Raw genomic sequence first — 21,889 nt, 5'->3', positions numbered from 1 at the left:
TCAGATCCTCAACGCTTGAGCTTCAGCTTCTCCAAGATCGGCGCAAACGCCGACAAGGCCGAGCTCTGCTTTTCGGCCTTAGCTTCTTTACGTCGCGTTAGCTTCATCGCGACCCCGTGAAACTTCTCGACCGCCTTCGCTTTCGAATTAAACTCTTCGAGCATTTGTCCATTGTTGCTGGCCTGGCTGAAGCTCTCGCAGTCAAAGTCGACAACCGCGAGAACCTTTGAATCAAGAGCCTGCTCGAATTCCTTGACGCTGATTTCCTGGCGCTTCGGCACGTTAGCCATGTTGAGCACCAGATGCGGCCGCTGATCGTTCTTCCGCGACGCCTTTAGCAGGTCGATGATATTCTTTGCGTTCCGGAGGTTTGCGAGATCCGGAACGGCCGTAATGATGATCTCGTCGGCCTGCAGCAGAAGACGTTTCGACCATTGCGACCAGTTATGCGGCAAGTCGATCGCGACGAAAGGCACGTTCTGACGCGCTATATCGATGACCGTCTCGCACGCGTCAGCGGAAAAATCGAAGTCGCGATCGAGAACGACGGGCGCCGCAAAGATGGAAAGACGCTCCGAGCATTTCGTCAGCAACCGATCGAGCAGCTGATCGTCGAGACGCTCTGGCGCCGACAAGGCTTCAACGATGCCCTGCACCGGGTCCTGATTGAAATCGAGCCCGGTCGTCCCGAAAGCCAGATCCATGTCGGCGATCGTGACGTCGGTCTTGAGAAGCTCCGACATTGTCCACGCCACGTTATGGCAGACCGTAGACGAACCGACGCCACCCTTCGCTCCGATAAACGCGAAGACGTGTCCGACGGGATCCGATTCGGGATTGTTATAAAGATTGGAAATGCTCTCGAGCAGCTCCATCGGATCGGTGGGCGCCACGAGATATTCGGCAACGCCACGCTTCAAGAGTTCACGATAGAGCAGCACGTCGTTGTGGCGGCCGACCACGATGACCTTCGTTCCCGGATCGCAGCTCTGCGCAAGCCGATCGAGTTCCCCCACGAGCTGGCTGCCCTGAAGCCCACTGTCGATGATGATCAAATTGGGTGTCGGGCTATCGAGATAATGGGAAATCGCGGCCGCGATCCCGCCCATGTGAATGCTGACGTGGGCTTTTACCAACCGGCGATCTGCCGCCGCATGCTGAAGCGCGTCGGCGATGTTGGGATCATCGCAAAATGCTTGAATGGATATGCGCGGAATAGGACGCGCCCGGTCACTCGGATGAGCGCCGCGCGGCGCATCTTCCTCGAAAAGCGGTTCTTCGGCGTCGGCGGCGCTAGCAAACTTTGACATGTAGCCTCCGAATGATCATTGGTCGGTAGACGTTTTGATGGTCTGCGCTTCATCGCTCGCGCCGAGCGTGCTGCCCTTCACGTATTTTCCGTACATGTCGTCGCGACGGTTAGAGTCACGACTCGTCATCGTGCGCGGTCCGAGCAGATCCGCCGGGTTAGCGACCATGACCGCCAGATTGCGTTGCGCAGCGCAGCCCATGTTTGGATATGGCGTATTCTGATAGGTACGCGCCAAATTCTCCGACCAGTCCTGGCCGCAGTTTGGAGCCTCGGCGACATAACGCATGTAGGACAGCCGCAACGGCGCGTCGCGGCCGGATGCATGATAGGCCTCGACGGCGATGGTCGTTTCCGAATAGCCGGTGTTGATCAACAGTTGCCGCGCTTCGTCCGCAGCCTGCATCGAAGCCCCTTCGTTCGCCGAACCGCCCGGCGCCGAAATCACGATCCGGCTATTTCCCGAATCGGACGCTCTGCTGTGATTGGCAAACTCAAGCACGCGCGCTCGTTGCATCGGCGTCAAGCCGTCGGCGCTCGGGGAGACATGCAAATTGAGCGTCGCCGGTTGCTGCGAAACGAGGATTGGATGGCGCTGCTCCGGATCGACAAGCGTCCAACCCGCAACCTGTGGGCTCGTCGCGCGATCATGCTCGCATCCGCCGCTCGTGACTGAAAGCAATGCAATAGTGAAAATCTTGCCGAGACCAGTTCGTCGTCCGCGAGGGCTGCCGACATTCGTGCTCTTTATCTGCATGACGCGTTCCGCCTCGATTATTCGACAATGAAGCCGTAGTCACCCTTCAGACCGCCGGAGGGCATTCCTTCGCCCTTGCCGTAGATCCGGTTGAGATGACCGAGAAAATCCGCCTTGAGGTCCGTCGCCGGGGCCAAGCCGTCGCCGGGCGTCGCAAGCTGCTGACGCGACGTCGGCTGAACGAGATACGGCGTCACGATCACGACCAACTCCGACTCCTGGTTCTGGAAATCACGGCTGCGAAACAGCGTGCCGAGGATCGGAACGTCCTTCGCACCAGGAAGACCGTCGATGTTCTGCTGCGTCTTGGTATTGATGAGACCGGCCAGCGCCAACGATCCGCCGGACGGCAGCTCGACGACCGTCTTGGCTTGGCGGGTATCGAAGACCGGGTTGTTGGCGATGAAGCTCGAAATATCGCTGACGCTCGTATCAATCTTGAGACTGATGCGGCCTTCGGAAAGAACGACCGGCGTGAAGCTCAACTGCACACCGAACTTTTTGAAGGCAACCGAACTGGTACCCGACTGCGTATCGATGCCGGTCACGTAAGGCACCTCACCGCCTGCCAGGAATTCAGCCGGTTCGCCGGAAATCGCCGTAAGATTGGGTTCTGCGAGCGTCCGGATCAGGCCGTCGCGCTCAAGCGCACGGATCGCAGTCTGGACGGCGTTGCCTCCCGATCCCCACTGCGAAGTGACGCCGCTGTTTCCGAACGATCCGCCGGCGCCGGTATTGAATGTGCAAAGCTGGCTCACGGCGCAACCGGCGCTCGCGGCCGTTCCGATCCCAACCGTGGGAAGGGTGCCAAGTCCCTGCGCGGACGTAATCGGAAACGAGTTGGCCGTTAAAAGCGCGGTCGAAAAGCTGCCAGACTGCAATAAGCCACCGAGATTGATGCCCATTTGCTTCAGCAGCGTGCGCTGGACTTCCGCAACCGTGACCTTGAGCATCACCTGCTCCTCGGCCTCGACCGTCAGCATATTGATCACGGAATCCTTAATCTGATTTGTCTGTCCTTCCGCCAGCGTCACGCCTTCCTTGGCGTTGACCGATACGCTCCTCAGCTGCTGCGAGATGAACTGCCCAGCAATGTCGCCAGCGCGCGTCGAATCGATCGGACTTTTGACGTTGCCGGTCAGGATCACTGTTTGATTGAGCATTTCGACTTTAATCGATGCGCCCGTGATGATGCGATTGAGAAGCGCTTCGAGCCCGGCCGTTTCTCGCTCGACATAAAGCTCCATCGTCGCGAATTGCGCGCCCGACGTATCGAAGAAGAAAGCGTTCGCTTCGCCGTTGCCCTTGGCCAGAAGGAAGACTCGGTTGGAACTCAAAACGACGGCATCGATAACCGCCGGGTTCGAGACCATCACGTCCCGGACCGGCCGCGGAAACTCGAGCAGAACCGATTTACCGAGTCCGATCTTGATGTTCCTTCGAATCGATCCGCCGGTGTCCTGGAGACGGATGAACGACTGATGGTCGTCGCCGGAGTTGTCGCCGTAAGCTTCGGCGACAGCCCGCTGCGGCTGCGCAGCCGCGCCAGAAACCACCAGCCCCGCGCCCATAACGAGCACGGCCGCGCGCAGCACCGCACGCAACGAAAATCTTGTAACAAAGCGCATGAGGTCAATACCTTATGACGAACACTGACTTTTGGATGACTCAGTTCACGCCATACACACGCGATTTCGCGCCATAACGAACAATACGCACGGAATTTTCTTTCGGCCTGGTGAGACCTTGGCCAGCACGTTCCGGATCGGAATTCAAATCGGCGACGCTGCGCAGCGACAACGTGATATCGCCCATCGAATTCGCGAGCGCCATCATCTCGGCTTGGCGCGGCGTCAATTCCAACGTCGCCGTGTTGGCCGATCCGTCCGCCGACTTCTTGCCTTCTTTCGTCTGGATCTGCTGACCGATCGCCATGACACGGACGTTACGGAACAACGTATCCACGACGTTTTGATCCTGGCCGCTGCGATCGCGAAGTCGCCGGATTAAAATGACGTCGACATGGTCGTTAGGCAGAATCAAACTGCCCGCCGCCGTCTCGGCGCGGATCTTGGTCGAGATCGCGCGCATCCCCTGAGGAAGAATGGCGGCGAGAACACCGCCATCGCCCGGCTTGATCAACTTCGGCTTTGTGATCGGCTCGCCAGCCAGCATCGGCGATCGCGCCACGGAGCCCGCTAGCTTCTCGACCATCGCGCCGCTCCCGGCCGTCTTGACGATGTAATCTTTCGACACGGCTTTGGCGGGCCATGTCACCCAGCGAAAGCTGCCTGCAGTCACGATTTCGCCGACGGGAATATCGGTCCCCGCCACGAGCACCTCGGTGCTGTCGACATGCTTCTCAACGGTGATTGGAGCCGCTGGCTTCACGAGCACGCTCGCGACGTAGTACGCGAGACCCGCGGCAACGAGTGCCACAGAAAATCCAATGAGTTGCGCCCGCTTCATCCGTCCCGCAGTCCCCGCACGCGATTCTTCAAAGTGACGATGGCGTCTAAACGTCAATTTGAAGTTAATTGCCGTCCCGGATCGGGGCTGCGGGCTCAAAGTTGTAGAGAACGGTTATCGAAACATGAACGACCACGCCTCGCGGATATGGGGGCCGAGCGATACCGACATTCCGGCCAAAGCCGCTTACGACATCAATGACAGAAAGAGACCCGTCGTCGGGAAGACCGCAAGCGCGCCTGCCGCAATTGCAATGCCATAGGGAATTGGCCCTTTATCGGTGTGGAGCCGTTGCGCCCAACCAGGAAGCGCGACCGCCGTGGCGGGCATCCATTTGCGATAGGCAAGGATCGCAATGGAAAGCGCACCGCCGAAAATCGTGATGAAAAGCAGGTAGTCGAGAATGTGGTCTGCGCCGATCCAGACGCCGCCGGCCGCAATCAGTTTCGCATCGCCGCCACCGAGAAGGTTGAATGCGAAGAGCGTGAACGTCACGGCGAGAATGGCGAACCCGACGGCCAAATTCGTGCCGAAGACGTCCAGGGGCATGCGCGAAAGAAGCGCGACGACGGTGAAACTCCCAACCAGTGCCAGAGGGATTCGGTTCGGAATTTTCATCGTGAAAAGATCGTTGGCGGCGGCAAACGCCATCGCCACGGGAAACACCATCAGAAAAAGCGAAGCCATGGAGGTCATTGGTCAGAGCCCAATTTCATGTCGTAAACGAAAGGAATTTTGCCCGGTCGAAGTGAAAGTCCACCGAAGGCGACAGGACCTGAGCGATGTCATTCTTGGCCGAGCAACTTCTGAGCAATAGAATTGAAAGAGTCCTGCAGGGCCGACGAGATCTGCGTCAGGCTAACAACCATGCAGATGCTGACAATGCCGGCTATCAAAGCATATTCGATTGAAGTTGCGCCGCTCTCGTCACCGAGAAAGTCCAACAATTTGGTCTCTTTCATCGCCGTACCCATGTCTCGACCTCATCGGTGCGCGCCCTCGACCGAACGAGCGCGCCTAACGGTAATGCCGACGCGTTAAGATCTGGTGCTGCCATCAGAAGAGCGCGCAATGTCCGCGAAATTCCACGGCCGTCCAAATCGCGTCATAGAAGCAAAAAAAGCGCCCGGAGACATTGCCCCGAGCGCACGGCAAACGCTTAAATCGGAGCGTTGCGAATTACGGTACCGTGTTGAGCTGCGTAGCGACTGAGTTGAAGGTGGTATTCAGGCTGTCGCGGACGCTGCCGAGGGCGGCGATGATGCCGACAGAAACGATAGCGGCGATGAGGCCGTATTCGATAGCCGTTGCACCCGATTCATCGTTCACGAAACGCGAAACAATAGTCATTCGTACTCTCCCAAAACTGGTCGTTGATGTAGTTGTCCGATCCGTGTCCCCTTGGGTCTTTGCCCAAACTGGGAACTGCCGTGACAATAATCTTCAAATATTAAAGCCGAGTAAAACGCGCATGTATCTGCATAGAAATGTATTAAAGCGGGATTATCCACGCTAAACCGCGAAATAAAATAGGTGTATAATAGCCTAATCCAGTGAATATGTTTATTAATATCACGGAAATTTCCGTAGCAAGACGCGAATATGACAAGTATTTCTACATATATACTATGACAATCGAAGTTTATTCTTCAAAAAGCGCTCAGTAAGTCCCTTCCTTTCGAGACTAAGGGCAACATTGAGCAGCGCATTCAATTCACGCGAACTTCACGCTCCCGCACGAGGATTGGGACGCACACGTACAATACGTACAAATTTATCGATCGATCTGAGATTGACCCTCGCCTGCTTGATGGAGCCCATCCCTGGGCGAAAGCTCCGCCCTGAAACGAGCATTTGCAGATCCTTCACTATTTCCTGAGGTAATGTCGTCGATCGTTATCAAATCGGATGCCGACAGATGCCGACGACCACCAAAACCGCTGTCTTCCCCTACCAATTGCTGAGGACGATCGCGAGCGCCGGCGCTCTCGCGCTCTCTATTATGCCGGCATCCGCTGGAGACTTGATTGTCCGCTACGACCAATCGCAGTTGCTACGGCTTCCACGGCCGGTGTCTGAGATCATCATCGGTAATCCGTCAATCGCAGACGTCGCCCTCCAAGACGGCAACCTTCTGGTCGTCACCGGCAAGACCTTTGGAATAACGAATGTCATCGCGCTCGATGCGGATCATAATGTGATCCAGGATCAGCGCGTGATGGTCGAACGTGACGACAGCCGCGTCGTCAACCTCCACATGGGCAGCCAACGCTATACATACGCATGTACGCCAAACTGCGAGCCGACGTTGACGATTGGCGACGAGAGCGAATTCTTCAGCAACGTCAAATCGGCCAACTCCGCCAAGACGGGGTTTTCTTCGTCCGCGTCGGATAAAGGCAATGCCACGAACAACGCCCAGTAGTTCCCTACCGGCGGAGCGGGAGTTAACGCTTTTTAAACCGTCGAACAAAGAACGAGGTTGCGATAAATACGCTCTTAATCTTCCGCATGTAGCACTGCATACAAATTGATCAGCGGTGCGGAGCGCATTCATATGTCCGTGACGGATCAGCCATCAGTCGGACAGAGATTGATTTCGAGATCCAAGAGATTGTGCCGCTTCGGTCGCGATGACCGAGGCGCGACCGCAGTCGAATTCGCTCTCGTCATCACACCTTTCCTCATGTTCGTTTGCGCGCTGATGGGCTGCACGCTTTTTTTCTTCGTCTCGAATTCGCTCGAAAAAGGTATGGACGAGACGAGCCGCCTTGTGCGCACCGGACAAGCCATAACCAGTAAAATGACCCTCGCTCAGTTCAAGCAAAGTATCTGCGACGGCGCGGGCGGATGGATCGATTGCACCAAGCTACAAGTTTGGGCGCAATCCTGGCCGGACTGGTCCGCGTTGGACCCGGACGACCCCACCGGCCAAAATCCACATGTCTGCGTAGACGCAAATAATACAATCGCGATCAATACCTCAGATGCCAGCAAGCCGATTGCAACTTATTCCGGCGGCGCAAGCGACGTCGTGATCGTGACCACATGCTACCAGTGGGAATTTGCAGCCAACGTGCCATTTCTGCGGCTCGGAAACATGCAGAACGGCACCATGATGATTCAGAACTCCACCGCGTTCCGCACCGAGCCCTACCCAGCAGCGGGAAGTTGAGCATGCGGCTGCTCTGGACCTCTTCGATCGCCGCCCGATTCAGAATCTTTCGCACCGACGTTGCGGGCGTCGCCGCTATCGAGTTCGCTTTCCTCGTACCTGTGCTTCTGGTGATGACGTTCGGAACGATAGAGATGTCGCGCGCCGTTATCGTTCACAAGCGCTTCCAAAGAGCGACGGCGATGGTCGGCGATCTCGTGTCGCGCGAAAAGGATCTCTGGCCTGAAGACAAAGCCATCGCCAGCGTCACGACCGCGGACGCGAAAAGCGCATTGGCAGGCATAATGCTTTCCGCCGAGCACGTCCTGGACCCCTACAGTGTCGATACGCTGCAAATAAGAGTCTATCAGGCGTGGGCAAATGTCAGCACGCCGACGCAGGCTAAGATCGAATGGTCGTACGAATACACGTTCCATACGAAAAGCGCGGCGACTGTTGGTTGCGGTGACAAGATCACATTGGACCAAGATGTACTGTCCGGAAACGGTCGCGCGATCGTGGTGGAAGGGACGTACACGTACACGCCAATACTCGTGAACTTGCTCCCCTCCATCATCAGCCAATCGGCGACGTGGTTCGATAGAATGAGGATGACCCCGCGAGATTCCCCGTCGGTCCTTTATCTGCCCGCCCTGAACAACAATAATACCTGGGACAGTCCCTCGCTCGTCCCCTGCCAGTAACGCCAGAGCGCGTTCTGGCCCCGCGGCGAACGACAGTCCCTCTCCCGCAATAAATAAGAGAACGCTGGTCTAAAAACCGGGGGTTTCACATCCCATTCGTGGGCTCTCATTTGCCCACACGCCAGAGTTTAACCCCGGATGAGCATCGCCTTCCGGCAAAATAGACGCAATTGAGCCGTTGCAATAACTAATATTTCTCCGCGCGAAAGGAATCGTTGGTATTTCAAACTCGGAGTTCTCTATTTCCTTGTGCTGTAATAAACGTCCGCTACAGTAAACCGACCAATTGAAAAACACTGTTTGGGGACCGAGGAAGCCTATGGGACGGAGATCCGTTCACTCGCCGGAGGAATTGAGGCAGCTTATTCTTGATGCGTCTCAGACCATTGTCGAACGCAATGGAATTACAGGCCTTTCGGCACGCGAAATCGCACGAATGATTGGGTATTCGCCTGGCACGCTCTATAACATCTTCGAAAATCTCGACGATGTCCTACTGACACTTCAGGTTCAGTTGATGGGGCGCACGGTCGAACACCTGAAGCACGTTCCCCTCGGCTCCGATGGCGAAAAGAACATCGAAGACTTGGCGTATGCCTACGTCGACTTCGCTCTCGTCAACCGGCGGATGTGGAACCTGTTTCTTGCCCACAACCTGCCGGCCGGTAAAACCGTCCCGGCGCCGTTCCACGACTACACGAACACCCTCGTGGGGATCGTCAAAAGCGCGCTTGCGCCGATCGCGCCAAATATTCCGCGCGAAAACCTCGACACGACCGCGCGTGCCTTCCTGGCCGGAATCAATGGCATCACGGCATTCGCCGCCACGGAAAAGGGCGTGTATCTCACCCCGGCGACCGCGCAGGCTTACGCTAAGGAGCTGACCTCGACGTTCCTCAAGGGCTTGCGTTGCCGCTCGGCCCACGCTCAGGAATAGCTGCAGGCACAGCCTCAGGAGTCTGAGATACGGCGGCAGGCGACGCGGCCTGCCCCGCTCCAATCGCTGCCGGACGAGGTTCGGTGCTCGCGGGCGGCGTCGCGCCGCTTCCCTGATGATTGGCACCCGGATGATCGGCGATGGAACCGGTCGTCATCCCCTCCTCAGTGGTGGTCTGCTTCCGGGCCGCGAAGTGCGGCGTCTCGACAATGCCGAACCACTTGTCGGTCGGCAGCAATCGCCGCTGCAATCCCGACCACATGTCATGCGAGCTCAAGCCATGAACGAAAGTGCTCGTCTGCGGCGACAGCATGATCGCAACGGCTGTCGCTCCCGCCATGGCGGCGGACGCGTACAAATGACGTCTATCGAACAACTTCAGCGCCGTCCCGAACGACGACTTGATGCGCGTATCCATGACGTCGACCGAATAGATCTCGTCGAGCGTCAGGTGCGTGATGTAGCCGACGAACATGAAGGCAGCCGCCAGCCAGGAGACGCCATCCGGCTTGCCCAAGAGATAGCGGAACACGATGGCCGTCACCACCGAACAAAAGACCGCCGCCAGGATCGAATGCCAAATTCCGCGGTGAACGGCCATGCGATGGAAGACCATATGCAAACCGTACCGAACCAACAGCAGCGTCCCGAGCCAAAGCAGCCATAGTTCTGCAATGGAGAACTCCGTGGCGGCATTGAACAGCACGGCGAACGACGCGAAAATCGCCAATCCCGCAAACATCGCCCGGCTTGGCCGCGAATCCTTGAGATCGATATCGGGCAGCACCGAGCCGAGAGCCCCCGCCAACGTCACCGCTACGAGATTCTGAGGCGCCACGACATCGGCGGCGAGCGTAAGGGTTGCCAGCGCCCCCGATACGACGGTGCCGATCGCGATATGGGTTGTGAAATTGGCCATGGGCTCTCCAAACCGCGTCTCGGCTCTCGTCCTGGGATTGAGGGACTTGAGAGTTTTTTGTTCGACTAATGGAGCATCAGATTCGCTGAGCCCCGGCGAGACGCGGAGACGGCGCCGCATGTGGATAAGCCCGACGCGACCACCCTTCGTCCGCGTATCGGCGAAATGACCGGCTCGATTGTGGCGTCACGCATCGGAATGTGCGACCTAGACCTCCGCGCCACCGGAATTCGATTTGCCATGTTTGCGAACGCCCTGAACGACAGAATCTCACGAGTTGCAGCCGCAAATATCGGCGTGGCCCTCGCGGTCGTGTCGTTGAAGTACGTCGCCTATCTCGTGTCCGGATCCGTGGCGCTGTTCTCCGATGCCCTCGAAAGCATCGTCAACGTCATGACGGCGCTGACCGCGTACTTCGCCATTCGGATGAGCGCCAAGCCGCCGGATAGCGATCATCCTTTCGGCCACTCCAAAGCCGAATTTCTCGCCGCGATGTTCGAAGGCGCTATGATCGCCGTCGCAGCAGTGCTCATTCTGATCAAAGCCTATTCGAGCCTCACAGAAGGTGAGACGCTCGAACAATCCTTCCTTGGCCTCGGGATCAACTCCGTCGCAACAATTATCAACGCGGGCTGGGCCTGGGCGCTGATCAAGTGGGGCACCGACTGGCGTTCACCGGCGCTCATCGCCGATGGCCATCATCTCTTTACCGACGTCATCACCTCGGTCGGAGTCATCATCGGCTTGAGCCTCGCGATCCTGACCGGATGGAGCTTCCTCGATCCGCTGATCGCCGCCATCGTCGCCGTCAACATCCTCGGAATGGGCTACCGCATAGCCACGGATTCGATGTCCCGCCTGATGGATCAAGCGGCGAGCCCGGAAATCGAAGCCCGCATCCGCGGCGCCATCGAGGCGAACGGCGTCGGCGCGGTGCAGGCTCACGACATCCGCACGCGTCAGGCCGGACGTGCATTATTCATCGAATTCCATCTCGTCGTGCCGGGCTCGATGACCGTCGATGAAGCCCACGCCATTTGCGACCGGCTGGAAGACTCGATCGAGAAAAATATCGAAGGCTCCGAGGTCGTGATTCACGTCGAGCCCGAATACAAAGCCAAGCCCGAAGACTCCGGCGCCGTCCCGCTTTAGACGTCTCGTCATCCTCGACCGAGCGCGGCAAAGCCCGCGTCGAAGGCCGGGGATCCAGCGTAAGACGTGCCGAAGGCTCAAATTACTGTGTCGCCGACGGGTCCGACGCTTGAACTCGATCGAGAATGACGATTGCGCTGGCTTAAACGGCCCGCACGGCCCAAAGATCGTACTCGTCCGCTTCGATGACTTTGCCACGCACAATATCGCCGGGCTTCACGTCGCTCTCGCCGTTGAGGAACACGTTGCCGTCAATGTCCGGCGCATCCCACTTTGAGCGGCCGATAGCACCGTCCTCGTCGATTTCATCGATGATGATATCGATCGTCGATCCGACCCGCTCCTGAAGCAACGCACCGCTGACTTCCCTCTGCGCCGCCATGAAGCGATGCCAGCGCTCTTCCTTCACCTCTTCCGGCACCGCACCGTCGATCGCATTGGCGGTGGCGCCCTCGACCGCTTCATACTTGAAGCAGCCCGCGCGGTTGATCTTCGCTTCCTTCAGCCAACCGAGCAGAAATTCGAAATCCTTGTCGGTCTCGCCCGGAAACCCAACGATGAACGTCGAGCGGATTGCGAGATCGGGACAAACATCGCGCCAGCGCCGGATGCGCTCCGCCGTCTTGTCTTGCGAAGCCGGCCGCCGCATCGCCTTCAGCACTTTAGGAGACGCATGCTGAAACGGAATGTCGAGATACGGCAAAATCTTGCCCTCGGCCATCAGCGGAATGACATCGTCGACGTGCGGATACGGATACACATAATGCATCCGCACCCACGCGCCGAGATCGCCCAGCGCCCGCGACAGATCGAGAAAGCGCGCCTTGAGCGGACCGCCCTTCCACGCGCTCTCCGCGTATTTGATGTCGAGACCGTAAGCGCTTGTATCCTGGCTGATGACGAGCAGCTCTTTCACGCCCGCATCCACCAGACGCTCCGCTTCCGTCATGACGTGGTTCGCGGGCCGGCTCGCGAGATCCCCGCGCAACGACGGAATGATGCAGAACGTGCAGCGGTTGTTGCAACCTTCCGAAATTTTCAAATAGGCGTAGTGGCGCGGCGTCAGCCGCAAGCCTTCCGGCGGCACGAGATCGACGTAGGGATCGTGCAGCGGCGGCACCGCATCGTGAACCGCCTCGACGACCTGTTCGTATTGATGCGGCCCTGTTACCGCCAGCACACCAGGATGCGCCTCACGAATGCGACCCTCTTCGACGCCGAAGCACCCGGTGACGATGACCCGGCCGTTGCCGTTCATCGCTTCGCCGATGGCGTCGAGGCTCTCCTGCTTGGCGGAATCGAGGAAGCCGCAAGTATTGACCACGACGACGTCCGCGCCCGCATACTCGCGCGCAATCGCATAACCTTCCGAGCGCAGCTTGGTAATGATGCGTTCACTGTCCACGAGCGCCTTCGGGCAGCCGAGCGACACGAAGCCGACTTTGGGCGCGCGCTGTTGCGACTCGCTGGAGCCATGCGCCAGCCGCCGTACCTTCGCGCTTGCCTTCGCCTTGATCTTGACCGAGGGTCTCGCCATCTTCGGGCTTCTAGCCTCGGGGCTCCCGAAGCGCAATCGTGACACTATGGCAACCGGCTGAAGATATCCCCGTGACCGACACCCAAATGACCGACATCGCTGCAAAATCGGATGCACCGATAACCAATCCGCGGGCCGCGGCAAGGGCTTGGCTCGAAGCCGGCCGCCCCGTCGCCATCGCAACCGTGATCGACACCTGGGGCTCGGCGCCTGTCCGCGCGGGCGGTCAGATGGCCATTGCAGACGTTGACGAATTTCAGGGTTCGGTGTCCGGCGGCTGTGTCGAAGCCGATGTCATCGCCGCCGGGCTCGACGTCATCGAGACGGGAAAGCCTGAAACCTTAAGCTTCGGAATCGCCGATGAAACAGCGTGGCGCGCCGGGCTCGCCTGTGGCGGCAAGATCCGCGTTCACGTCTCGAAGCTCGACCCGAAAACCGACATGGACTTTGTGAAGCAGTTGGACGCTGCAGCGGCCGCACGCGCGCCGATCGTCGTCACAACCCGCCTCGCCGACGGCGTCCGCGAAATCCACGACGGCAGAACATCGACCGATCCCGTCGTCACAGAAGCCATCCGCCGCGCTCATAGCGGAGTCGACAAATCCGGCGAGACGTTCGTTCACGCCCTGACACCTCCGCCGCGCGTAATCATCGTCGGCGCGACGCACATCGGCCAGCATCTTGCGACGATGGCCACAGCATCGGGATACGACGTCAAGGTGATCGACCCGCGCACGGCGTTTGCGAGCCCGGCCCGCTTCGATCCGTCCCAGATCATCGCCGGCTGGCCGGAAGATTGTTTCAAGAAGCTCGCCGCCGATCCCTTCTCCGCCATCGCCACGCTGACCCACGTCGATCACATCGATGACGAAGCGCTGACGATCGCGTTGAAGTCGCCGTGCCGGTATATCGGCTCGCTCGGATCACGCCGCACGCATGCGAAGCGCGTCGACCGCCTGAAAGCCGCTGGCTTCACCGACGCCGATATTGCCCGCATTCACGCGCCCATCGGCCTCGACATCGAAGCGGAAACACCGGGAGAGATCGCGACGTCGATTTTAGCGCAGATCATCGCCGCATTCCGCAAAGCTCCTGCTGCGTGACGATCTCGGCCGTCATCTTGGCGGCAGGCCGGTCGTCCCGCTTCGAGGACGGGAACAAGCTTCTCGTCGAGATCGACGGCATTGCAATCGTTCGCCACGTCTGCACGACGCTGGCAGACTCGAACGTCGATGACATTGTCTTGGTGACGTCGGAAGCGCACGGCTCGATCGCCAAGGCCGCGGGCGCCGGACGTTGGCGTATCGTGGAAAACCCGGATGCCCGTGACGGCCTCTCGACCTCGCTACGCGCCGGACTTCATAGCATCGCGAGCGATACCGATGGCGTGCTCGTCGCCCTCGCTGATATGCCGGGCGTCACCACGTCATTCGTGAACATGCTGCTCTCGGCGTTCGTCGAGAATAAAACGTCGATCGTCTTTCCCGTTGCAAGGGACGGCCGCCGGGGACACCCGATCATCTGGCCGAAATCGCTATTCCCCGCGCTCGAGACCGTAACAGGCGACACAGGCGGCAAATCCGTCCTAGCCGATCAGAAGGATTTGTGGCGTCCCGTGCCATGTGAAGACGAAGGGGCGTTCGCCGACATCGATACCCGCGCCGACATTGCCTCGTTCTGCCAAATTCGTCGCGACGATGCTGCTCGGTAAGACGTTAGCCGAACCGCCATTCTTCGAAACGAAAGAGAGCGGAGGCGTGCGAAAATCCTCAGCATAAAATAGCGAAACGCAAGCGATCGCACGTAGATAAATACGAGAGGCCACGGATCCAGATGGCTCACTTCAAAATAGACTTCGGGGCGGAGTTGCTCTGCGGCTATCAGTTCGCGCGCCCACTGGTCCGTGGATCTTGGCATCTTTAATACCCCTACATCGCCCACTTGCGCGGATTGATAGGGTGATTCGCGAGCCTCTCTCTCTTACTTTTCCGCTGTGCCAGACAAACATGCGAATAAACAGCGTACATCGTATTGGCCGCTGAGGATTTCGCCGAGTTCCCGATTTCAAATCCGGCGCAAGTGATTGTCGAACGCGATATCCTGAAGCTCACGCTCGGAAATCGTGCTGGCTTGCGCCGTCTCGTAACGCATGACACCGAAGCCCGATGACGCGGCAAAATCTTGCCTGCCTTCAGGTGCGATACCGCAGACGTCCTTGAGATCGCTTTGTCCGACAACCATCGCCGTCGCGGTATCGACGTAGAGAACGTGCCCCGCCTTTGGCGCGCTCGCCGCGATGAAGCGCCCGTCATTGCTCACCGCCATCGATCCGATGTAGCCCTTGAGATCGTGGCCGCCCTTCACCTGCGCTTCGATCAGCTTCAACGGCCGGTCCGATCCGGCGCTACCGACGATCTGCGGCGGCGTCTCGCTCGGGTTTCCCTCCCATTGACCGCCGAACCAAACGACCCCCTTCACATCCTGAGTGACGTGCCTGATGGAGAGCGACTTCAAATCGCCCGTCATCTCATGCTTGGCGACGAGCTTACCGCTCTCCGCATCGACGAACGTCAGCGACGGCTGCATCGAGTCGACATTGAGATTTTCACGGCCTCCATCTGGCGTCGTATCAAGCCCGCCGTTACCGACCGCGATCGTCTTGCCATCCGCCAGCAGCATGATCTCGTGCGGCCCCATGCCGAAAGTCGAATGCTCGCCAAGCTTCTTGAATCGGCGCTCAACGTCGTAGATTCCGATCACGCCCATGCCGGTCGCGATGTCGTTCTCCGACGCGTACAGCAAGCGGCCGTCGTGCGAAAACGCGCCGTGGCCGAAATAGTGTCGCCCTTCACCCGGCGTGAAGACGTGCGGTGGAATTTTCTTGTCGAGTCCGAACGAAATGGCAAACGCGCCCGGACGCCGCGCAAACACCGCGACCCGTCCCGAGGCGTGATGAATGGCAATGTCGTGCCCGCGCGCCGAAAGCGGGACTTCCCGCAGGATCGCGCCATCGCCACCAAGGAGCAAAATCCCGAACGATCCATTACTCCGGCGCACCGCCGTCACGTAGGTCACGTCGTTGCCGGCCAACGCCCAAGCCGGCCTGAAGGCCGCCGCACCGACGAACGCGAGCGTGCCGAGCATCATCGATCTGCGATCAGTCACCATCGAGCTCATTGAATCCTATCGTCAGTTTTGCCGCCACCGCCAGCCTGTTGGCCACCATGTTGCGCAAGCCGTTCGTGCGGTCGAATACTTCGCGAGGCGCCGGCGCGTCATCCCGTTTGGCATTGGCCGAACGTCCGCCCGCGCCGTCGCTCGCCTCGAGCGCGCGCCAAGTTCCCATCACCCAGTCTTTCATCCACAGTCTGTCGGGCGGCAGCCAACTTTCGAGATCGAGGATATCGTATAGCTCATGCAGCGACGCGACGCTCTCCGTGTAGAATACATTTTGCAATCCCGATTTTTCATACGGCGGCGTCAACCGGATCTTTGTATCGAACTGCGGCTTCACCTGCAGGTCTGCGGTTAGCGATAACCCGACGATCAACGCCTTGACGACCTCGACCGCAGCCTCGCTCTCGTTCTTGTAAGTATCGTTGGCGGGGCCGGGATGAAGCAGCTTGTCAGCCCAGCCATCCGGCTTTTCCCATCCGTCGGCAACTTCCGAGATCAGGCGAACGACGTTGGCGGCAATGGCCCCGGCAACGACGCAGCGGTAATGCGCGGCGTCCCCCGGTCCGAGCGGAACTGCTTTGTCGTGCATCAGCGCTTCAAGCGCCGGAAGCCCCTGCACCGCCGCGCTTTGCTTGCCGATAGCCCCGGGTTGCGCGATCGCCTCGTCCTTGTTCAGGAGCAGAAGCCGCAACTGCCGCGCAACGAACCCGCGCGGATCGGGCCAGAACGAGATCTGCTCGCGACGTCCATTTTCGAGCATCGGCCCGAAGCGCAGAAAGTCGACGCCGACATAAGCCGTGACGACCTTTTGAAAACGCTCTTCAAGGTCCTTCTCGGCAGCCGGAGTACCCGTCTTGCACACGTTCGCGACCGCTTCCGGCAGAGGCGCGACAGCGGCTTTCAGAGCGTCGATATGTGGGATGATGTACGATGTGATCGCCGCCTTCACCATCGCCGCGTGGCTGAAGGGTTCGCTTGGCGCAACGCTGGCAGGCGGCGCCTCGGCAGACCGGATCTCGTCCTCGGTGGGAAGATCGGCGCCGAGCGCCTGGACGGCAAACGCGAACACCGCGAATCCCACAATCATAACCTTACGCACCATCATAACCCATTCACGTAATCGACCAGACGCTTCTTGTCGTCGACCGTTAAAGCCTCGAAAAGAATGCGGCTATGTTCCGCTTCGCCACAGTGTTTTTCGATAGCGTCGTTAACCGTTGCCGCCGATCCGTCGTGAAGATAGCGCCGTTTCTCAGGCGGCAGACGGCCATTGATCAGCGGCGCGGTCCGCCATTCGAACGATTTGACGCCGGGCTCACCGACACCGTCGTCCAGCGCCGGACCCATATCGTGAAGCAGAAGGTCGGTGAAGGCCGGAATTTCGCGCCCGTCTCGCGTCTTGAGGCTAGGCACATGACAAGCCGAGCAGCCGGTTGAAGCGAACAGGGCGGAAGCGTCCCTCAGAGGGCGCGCCCGCAATGTCTTGAGATAGCTCGCGACGACATTGACCATCGCCGACGAAAGTTCGCGCCCATCAAAAAGTGAACTCTCGCCATTGGCCGACGCCAGGCATGCCATTTCGAGCTTGGTGCAATCGCCGTAGGGCAGCGGAAACAGCGGGCTCGACAGGCCGATGTCGAACGCGAACGCGTGCGCCACCTGCTCTTCGATCGAAACCTGCGCCGCCTTCCAGCCATGGCGGCCGATACCGTGCGGCGTCACGTTCACCCGGCCTTTGATAGGACCGCCGCCATGCGCGTTGGCTGCGGCACGCGCCAGAATGTCTTCGTCCGACACATCGTCGAAAGCGGCTCGTCCGAACAGCGGCGGCGCCAGTCGCGCCCCCGCGTGAACGCCCTCCGAGAGTGGCGGTCCATTCAGGTTGTATTTGAAATCGGGTAGGAACCGCGCGGCACCCTCGGGCTTGAGGCCCGGGACGGCATTCGTCTGCAATTCGAGTCCGTAATAGGGATCTGTCGTGCCGTCCGCCTTGCCGAAGCGCACGACGGCGCCCGCGATATCCGGCGCACCGTCATCGCGCGTAACGATGTGCGCGCCTTCCCCGCGCGAATGGCAGCCCGTACATGACCGCGACGTGAAAAGCGGACCCAACCCATCGGTGCCATTGGTCGACGATGGCGCCGGAATCCATTGCCGGTCGAAGAGCGCCTTTCCGACGGCAGCATCCAGCGGATCACTTCGGCCAGGGCTGGACCCGAGACCAGCGAGAAACGCCAGCGCGAGCAGCAGACACAGTCCCCGCGTCACACGACCTCGATGTATCCCATCATGCCCGCTTCTTGATGTTCGAGGATGTGGCAATGAAACATCCATTTCCCGGGAAGACCGGCAACAACGCCAACCTGAATACGCTCGTTTGGAATCAACAGCACTGTATCGCATCGAAAGCGCGGGAGCTTCCGTTTGCTCGAATTCAAGACCTCAAAGGTATGGCCATGGATATGGATCGGATGCGACCGCGGCGTCGTGTTATCGAGTTCGAAGATGTAGCTTTGCCCGGATTTGAGCACCGCGAGTGGCGGCCCAAGGTCGCGGTGATCTTGGGGCCACGACCGCTTGTTGATCGCCCAGAACGTCCGCTTCGCGAGACAAAGCGGCCCTAACTCGATCCCAGGACCCGCGCCGATATCCGCAATGGCCTGTCCCGTCGGCGTGGCGGAAAATTCAAATGGAATGATCTGCGCATTCGCTTCATCGAGCTTCGGAAACGGCATGACTTTAAGCGGCAACGGCTCGAACGCATCGGTCCGCTTGGGCGGCCCCTCGGACTTGAACTCGGCGAGCACGACCGGTTCTTTCGAGTAGTAATCGTAGAGCTTCACCGATTCGCCGGGCGGCGCGGTGCGAAGAAGAATATCGACGCGCATCGCCGTGCCGAGCCGCCAGGATTCGAACGTCATCGGCGGCAAACCGTTGCCGTCGATAGCGATGATCGCGGCTTGCGCATCTTCGAACCCGATCTCGGAAATGCGCATCGGATCGAGATTGTAGAACCGGATGCGAATATTCGCCGACGAAGGCACCGTGATCACCGGCGACGTCGCACCGTTGACCGAGCGGATCGTTCCCGGAGTTCCGCCCTTCGCCGCGCCTTCGTCCGTCGAGAACGGCAGAAACGCCCCGCCCGGTCCGAGGCGCCAGTCCTTCATCAAGAGCACGTATTCACCATCCGATGGCGTGATCTCGTCGCCCTCAATGATCAGCGCACCGATCAGGCCACGCCCGAAATGCTCGGTCGAATTGCAGTGCGTGTGAAAAAAGAACGAGCCGGTATCGGGCGGCACAAACGAATAACGCCCCTCGCCACCGGGCGCGATTGGCTGCTGCGTCAGATACGGCACGCCGTCTTGTGTGTTCGGAATTCTGAGACCATGCCAGTGGATCGACGCGACCTCGCCCTCTCTCGGCAAATGATTTTTGAAAACCGTATCGAGACGTTCGCCGAGCTTCATCCGAATGATCGGAAAAGTCGGGCCGGATTCGAAGGTCCAGAGCGGCAGCGTCTTACCACCGAAACAGGGCAGAGCCGTCGGTCGCTCCGCAAGATCGAAGGCGACCGACTTGACACCATGTGCAATCGGCTCAGCGATGACGTCGCGCGCCAGCGCCTTGTGACTCGTGGCAAGAAATCCGGCTCCCGCGCTTGCCGCGAAAGCCGCGCTTCCCATCATGAGGTCCCGCCGCGTCAGCATACGGACACCTCTCTGGCTGGAACCGTTTGGGATTGCAACGAACCCAACTTATTTCGCCTTGGCGACCTTAGCGGGATCATCGAGGCTGTCTGAACCCTCGATCTTGACCTTGAGGTTCAGCGCCGCGACGACGGCTTCGATCGCTCGCGCCTGAGCGACGAGAGCGTCGACCGCATCGAGGATCATCTTGTTGCCGACATCGTTTCCTGCCGCCAGCATTTGATCGTAGGCCATTTCGCCGGAATCGGCTTTGGTCTTGATCGCCTTGATCTTCCCGAGCGTTACCGCCATGGCCTCGTCAACACGCTTTGCCGCATCCGGCGCCTTCTCGCGCGCAAGCTCCGCGATGCTCGCTCCGCTGACCGGCGTCGCACCGTCGTACTTGCCATTCCAAATCTCCATCATGCCGACCTGGTCGTAATAATGGCTGTTGTGGGTGTTGTCGGAAAAGCAGTCATGCTCTTCCTCGGGGTCATGCAGCAAAACGCCGAGCTTCATGCGCTCGCCCGCGAGTTCGCCGTAAGACAACGAACCAAGCCCCGTCAGGATCGTCGAGAGCTGCGTGCTATCATCGCTGCCCGCCAGCGCCTTACGCGCGGCACCATCCGGCTTCCAGTCGCCGACCATTTCTTCGAGATCGTCGACGAGCAGGCCCGAAGCCGCCTTCAGATAATCGCGGCGACGATCGCAGTTCGCGTGCGTGCACGCCTTGAGATCGTAATCGCTCGCCGGTCGCTCACCCGCGCCTGGGCCGGTGCCGTGCAGGTCTTGTCCCCACAGCAAGAACTCGATCGCATGATAACCCGTGCCGACGTTCGCCTCGACGTCGAGCGCGCTGTTGAGCTTGGCGATGACTGTCTTATCAATCTTGCTGGCGTCGAGCATCTTCGGCCCGAGGCGGATTTTTTTGTTGGCGATGATGTTCGCCGTGTAGAGAGGGTTCTCTTCCTTCGTGTCGCCGTAGCTCGCCGCGTCGACGTAATCGATCAGACCCTCATCGAGCGGCCACGAGTTCACGTTGCCTTCCCAGTCGTCGACGATCTTGTTGCCGAACCGGAAGCCTTCGGTCTGCATGTAGGGAACCCGCGCGACTTTCCACGCCGTGCGCGCCGCCCCGAGCGTTTCCGTGCTCGGCGCTGCCAGGAATGCGTCAATCGCGGTATCGAGATCTTTCGCCTTCGCCAGCGAGTCGGAGTACATGGCCTCGGCCACGTCGCCGTAATTCTTGATGATGTCTTTGGTCGTCGGCGGCGCCGCTATGGCCGGAGCAACCCCTGCGGACGCCACGAATAATGCGGCAAGCGCAAACTGAGTTGCGCAGGCCGATGAAAATGCATTCCTCGACATTCCGGGTCTCCGTAGCAATTGCCGTTCAGCGATCCGCAAGACGCCCGAGCGGAGCCGCCAAGCCCCTATTATTTACCGTGCTGGTATAGAATGCCCGAGGACGGAACTGTCAAGTAAACTCCGATTAGTTCCGCCCCTTGCCACGCTGACAAGATTTGTGAAACAAGGAAGCATAGGAATTTTTCCGTCGCGGCCGCGCGCCTTAGGTAATTCGCATATGCGCTTGACGAAGCAGACCGGCCACGCGATCCGTATTCTGATCGATTGCGCGATCGCCAAAGACCAGCTTGTGAAAGTTGCCGATGTCTCGGACCGTCTGGGCGTCACGAAGCAAAATGTCTTCAAGATCGTCCATATCCTTTCGCACGCAGGCTTTCTGACGGCCGTCCGCGGCCCGAACGGTGGTGTTCGCCTGGCAAAGCCGGCCTCCGTGATCCGGATCGGTGATGTCGTCCGCGCCATTGAGGTGACCCGCGTACAGGTCGAAGGAGGCATCGATCCGCAGTCGAGCGATGCCGATCCCGGCAACATCAACGCCATGTTCGACAATGCCCTGACCGCGTTCATCTCCGTCCTTGACCAGCACACGCTGGCGGAACTCGCCGTAAAGTCCCCAATCGGGTTCCTCGAAACAGTGCCGAACGGGGAAAGCGTGCCCGGCAGCAAGGTGCGCGGCAAGAAACCAGCGGCGCGCGGCGCCCGGCGAACCTGAAT

The 21,889-nt window shown here is 59.3% G+C and carries 22 protein-coding genes; 8 read left to right on the top strand and 14 right to left on the bottom strand.

The annotated features are described in order from the left end of the window. Positions 1-8 precede the first annotated feature (8 nt). The 7 genes from WC811_RS02035 to WC811_RS02005 all read right to left on the bottom strand — a co-directional run bounded on the left by WC811_RS02035 (position 9) and on the right by WC811_RS02005 (position 5,885). Positions 9-1,310 carry a CtpF protein gene (locus WC811_RS02035; RefSeq protein WP_372640387.1) on the bottom strand — a complete coding sequence of 434 codons (1,302 nt, stop codon included), beginning with the start codon at positions 1,308-1,310 and terminating at the stop codon, positions 9-11. Positions 1,311-1,325: 15 nt separating this feature from the next. Then, complete coding sequence (locus WC811_RS02030) at positions 1,326-2,066, bottom strand: CpaD family pilus assembly protein (protein ID WP_372640385.1); 741 nt, start codon at positions 2,064-2,066, stop codon at positions 1,326-1,328. A 17-nt stretch (positions 2,067-2,083) separates the two neighbouring features. Next, positions 2,084-3,694 (bottom strand): type II and III secretion system protein family protein, encoded by a 1,611-nt coding sequence (locus WC811_RS02025; protein WP_372640383.1) that lies wholly within the window; start codon positions 3,692-3,694, stop codon positions 2,084-2,086. Positions 3,695-3,734: 40 nt separating this feature from the next. Continuing rightward, entirely contained in the window at positions 3,735-4,535 is an 801-nt protein-coding gene (cpaB, locus tag WC811_RS02020; protein WP_372640381.1) for a Flp pilus assembly protein CpaB, read from the bottom strand. Between the two features lie 186 nt (positions 4,536-4,721). Beyond that, positions 4,722-5,231 carry a prepilin peptidase gene (locus WC811_RS02015; RefSeq protein ID WP_372640378.1) on the bottom strand — a complete coding sequence of 170 codons (510 nt, stop codon included), beginning with the start codon at positions 5,229-5,231 and terminating at the stop codon, positions 4,722-4,724. An 89-nt stretch (positions 5,232-5,320) separates the two neighbouring features. After that, complete coding sequence (locus WC811_RS02010; protein ID WP_372640375.1) at positions 5,321-5,509, bottom strand: Flp family type IVb pilin; 189 nt, start codon at positions 5,507-5,509, stop codon at positions 5,321-5,323. 205 nt (positions 5,510-5,714) lie between these two features. Further along, positions 5,715-5,885: a Flp family type IVb pilin gene (locus WC811_RS02005; protein ID WP_372640372.1), complete on the bottom strand. Its 171-nt coding sequence runs from the start codon at positions 5,883-5,885 to the stop codon at positions 5,715-5,717. Positions 5,886-6,453: 568 nt separating this feature from the next. Here WC811_RS02005 and WC811_RS02000 point away from each other — a divergent pair. The 4 genes from WC811_RS02000 (at position 6,454) to WC811_RS01985 (ending at position 9,330) form a co-directional block, all read left to right on the top strand. Then, positions 6,454-6,960, top strand: coding sequence for a pilus assembly protein N-terminal domain-containing protein (locus WC811_RS02000; protein ID WP_372640370.1), 507 nt, complete (start codon positions 6,454-6,456; stop codon positions 6,958-6,960). Positions 6,961-7,092: 132 nt separating this feature from the next. Beyond that, positions 7,093-7,710 carry a TadE/TadG family type IV pilus assembly protein gene (locus WC811_RS01995; RefSeq protein ID WP_372640367.1) on the top strand — a complete coding sequence of 206 codons (618 nt, stop codon included), beginning with the start codon at positions 7,093-7,095 and terminating at the stop codon, positions 7,708-7,710. A 2-nt stretch (positions 7,711-7,712) separates the two neighbouring features. After that, positions 7,713-8,393, top strand: a complete 681-nt coding sequence (locus WC811_RS01990) for a TadE/TadG family type IV pilus assembly protein (RefSeq protein WP_372640364.1) — start codon at positions 7,713-7,715, stop codon at positions 8,391-8,393. A gap of 319 nt (positions 8,394-8,712) precedes the next feature. Next, the gene (locus WC811_RS01985; protein ID WP_372640362.1) at positions 8,713-9,330 is read left to right on the top strand and encodes a TetR/AcrR family transcriptional regulator; all 618 of its coding nucleotides are present in this window, start codon (positions 8,713-8,715) and stop codon (positions 9,328-9,330) included. Here WC811_RS01985 and WC811_RS01980 read toward each other — a convergent pair. Next, complete coding sequence (locus WC811_RS01980; protein ID WP_372640360.1) at positions 9,290-10,249, bottom strand: metal-dependent hydrolase; 960 nt, start codon at positions 10,247-10,249, stop codon at positions 9,290-9,292. The two genes, WC811_RS01985 and WC811_RS01980, sit on opposite strands and share 41 nt — an antisense overlap. A gap of 240 nt (positions 10,250-10,489) precedes the next feature. Here WC811_RS01980 and WC811_RS01975 point away from each other — a divergent pair, with 240 nt between their 5' ends. Beyond that, positions 10,490-11,401 carry a cation diffusion facilitator family transporter gene (locus WC811_RS01975; RefSeq protein ID WP_372641728.1) on the top strand — a complete coding sequence of 304 codons (912 nt, stop codon included), beginning with the start codon at positions 10,490-10,492 and terminating at the stop codon, positions 11,399-11,401. Between the two features lie 142 nt (positions 11,402-11,543). Here the strand turns inward: WC811_RS01975 and rimO are convergent, their stop codons facing one another. After that, on the bottom strand, positions 11,544-12,938 hold the full coding sequence (gene rimO, locus WC811_RS01970; protein WP_372640358.1) for a 30S ribosomal protein S12 methylthiotransferase RimO: 1,395 nt from the start codon (positions 12,936-12,938) through the stop codon (positions 11,544-11,546). A gap of 71 nt (positions 12,939-13,009) precedes the next feature. On the opposite strand from rimO, the gene WC811_RS01965 reads away from it, so the two are divergent. After that, a complete protein-coding gene (locus WC811_RS01965) occupies positions 13,010-14,041 on the top strand; it encodes an XdhC family protein (protein WP_372640356.1) in 1,032 nt (343 codons plus the stop codon). Next, a complete protein-coding gene (locus tag WC811_RS01960; RefSeq protein WP_372640354.1) occupies positions 14,038-14,649 on the top strand; it encodes an NTP transferase domain-containing protein in 612 nt (203 codons plus the stop codon). The genes WC811_RS01965 and WC811_RS01960 overlap by 4 nt, the downstream gene beginning before the upstream one ends. Before the next feature lie 353 nt (positions 14,650-15,002). Here the strand turns inward: WC811_RS01960 and WC811_RS01955 are convergent, their stop codons facing one another. Genes WC811_RS01955 through WC811_RS01935 form a run of 5 tightly spaced genes read right to left on the bottom strand, consistent with a single transcriptional unit; the run spans position 15,003 to position 21,175 of the window. Continuing rightward, positions 15,003-16,115, bottom strand: a complete 1,113-nt coding sequence (locus WC811_RS01955) for a DUF1513 domain-containing protein (RefSeq protein WP_372640352.1) — start codon at positions 16,113-16,115, stop codon at positions 15,003-15,005. After that, complete coding sequence (locus WC811_RS01950; protein WP_372640350.1) at positions 16,096-17,202, bottom strand: imelysin family protein; 1,107 nt, start codon at positions 17,200-17,202, stop codon at positions 16,096-16,098. Before WC811_RS01950 ends, WC811_RS01955 begins: the two co-directional genes overlap by 20 nt. Before the next feature lie 14 nt (positions 17,203-17,216). Then, a complete protein-coding gene (locus WC811_RS01945) occupies positions 17,217-18,383 on the bottom strand; it encodes a di-heme oxidoredictase family protein (RefSeq protein ID WP_372640348.1) in 1,167 nt (388 codons plus the stop codon). After that, complete coding sequence (locus WC811_RS01940; protein WP_372640346.1) at positions 18,380-19,828, bottom strand: multicopper oxidase family protein; 1,449 nt, start codon at positions 19,826-19,828, stop codon at positions 18,380-18,382. The genes WC811_RS01945 and WC811_RS01940 overlap by 4 nt, the downstream gene beginning before the upstream one ends. Positions 19,829-19,876: 48 nt before the next feature. Then, on the bottom strand, positions 19,877-21,175 hold the full coding sequence (locus WC811_RS01935; RefSeq protein WP_372640344.1) for an imelysin family protein: 1,299 nt from the start codon (positions 21,173-21,175) through the stop codon (positions 19,877-19,879). 217 nt (positions 21,176-21,392) lie between these two features. Here WC811_RS01935 and WC811_RS01930 point away from each other — a divergent pair, with 217 nt between their 5' ends. Beyond that, positions 21,393-21,887: an Rrf2 family transcriptional regulator gene (locus WC811_RS01930; RefSeq protein WP_372640342.1), complete on the top strand. Its 495-nt coding sequence runs from the start codon at positions 21,393-21,395 to the stop codon at positions 21,885-21,887. The last annotated feature ends 2 nt before the right edge of the window (positions 21,888-21,889 follow it).

This window comes from Hyphomicrobium sp. (genome assembly GCF_041659645.1).
Classification (GTDB): Bacteria; Pseudomonadota; Alphaproteobacteria; order Rhizobiales; family Hyphomicrobiaceae; genus Hyphomicrobium_B.
This window is presented reverse-complemented; position numbering and strand designations above follow the sequence as displayed.

Bases quoted from the DNA above. Each gene is read 5' to 3' on its own strand.
- WC811_RS02035 (WP_372640387.1), bottom strand. From the start codon at position 1,310: ATGTCAAAGTTTGCTAGCGCCGCCGACGCCGAAGAACCGCTTTTCGAG.
- WC811_RS02030 (WP_372640385.1), bottom strand. From the start codon at position 2,066: ATGCAGATAAAGAGCACGAATGTCGGCAGCCCTCGCGGACGACGAACT.
- WC811_RS02025 (WP_372640383.1), bottom strand. From the start codon at position 3,694: ATGCGCTTTGTTACAAGATTTTCGTTGCGTGCGGTGCTGCGCGCGGCC.
- cpaB (WP_372640381.1), bottom strand. From the start codon at position 4,535: ATGAAGCGGGCGCAACTCATTGGATTTTCTGTGGCACTCGTTGCCGCG.
- WC811_RS02015 (WP_372640378.1), bottom strand. From the start codon at position 5,231: ATGACCTCCATGGCTTCGCTTTTTCTGATGGTGTTTCCCGTGGCGATG.
- WC811_RS02010 (WP_372640375.1), bottom strand. From the start codon at position 5,509: ATGGGTACGGCGATGAAAGAGACCAAATTGTTGGACTTTCTCGGTGAC.
- WC811_RS02005 (WP_372640372.1), bottom strand. From the start codon at position 5,885: ATGACTATTGTTTCGCGTTTCGTGAACGATGAATCGGGTGCAACGGCT.
- WC811_RS02000 (WP_372640370.1), top strand. From the start codon at position 6,454: ATGCCGACGACCACCAAAACCGCTGTCTTCCCCTACCAATTGCTGAGG.
- WC811_RS01995 (WP_372640367.1), top strand. From the start codon at position 7,093: ATGTCCGTGACGGATCAGCCATCAGTCGGACAGAGATTGATTTCGAGA.
- WC811_RS01990 (WP_372640364.1), top strand. From the start codon at position 7,713: ATGCGGCTGCTCTGGACCTCTTCGATCGCCGCCCGATTCAGAATCTTT.
- WC811_RS01985 (WP_372640362.1), top strand. From the start codon at position 8,713: ATGGGACGGAGATCCGTTCACTCGCCGGAGGAATTGAGGCAGCTTATT.
- WC811_RS01980 (WP_372640360.1), bottom strand. From the start codon at position 10,249: ATGGCCAATTTCACAACCCATATCGCGATCGGCACCGTCGTATCGGGG.
- WC811_RS01975 (WP_372641728.1), top strand. From the start codon at position 10,490: ATGTTTGCGAACGCCCTGAACGACAGAATCTCACGAGTTGCAGCCGCA.
- rimO (WP_372640358.1), bottom strand. From the start codon at position 12,938: ATGGCGAGACCCTCGGTCAAGATCAAGGCGAAGGCAAGCGCGAAGGTA.
- WC811_RS01955 (WP_372640352.1), bottom strand. From the start codon at position 16,115: ATGAGCTCGATGGTGACTGATCGCAGATCGATGATGCTCGGCACGCTC.
- WC811_RS01950 (WP_372640350.1), bottom strand. From the start codon at position 17,202: ATGATTGTGGGATTCGCGGTGTTCGCGTTTGCCGTCCAGGCGCTCGGC.
- WC811_RS01940 (WP_372640346.1), bottom strand. From the start codon at position 19,828: ATGCTGACGCGGCGGGACCTCATGATGGGAAGCGCGGCTTTCGCGGCA.
- WC811_RS01935 (WP_372640344.1), bottom strand. From the start codon at position 21,175: ATGTCGAGGAATGCATTTTCATCGGCCTGCGCAACTCAGTTTGCGCTT.
- WC811_RS01930 (WP_372640342.1), top strand. From the start codon at position 21,393: ATGCGCTTGACGAAGCAGACCGGCCACGCGATCCGTATTCTGATCGAT.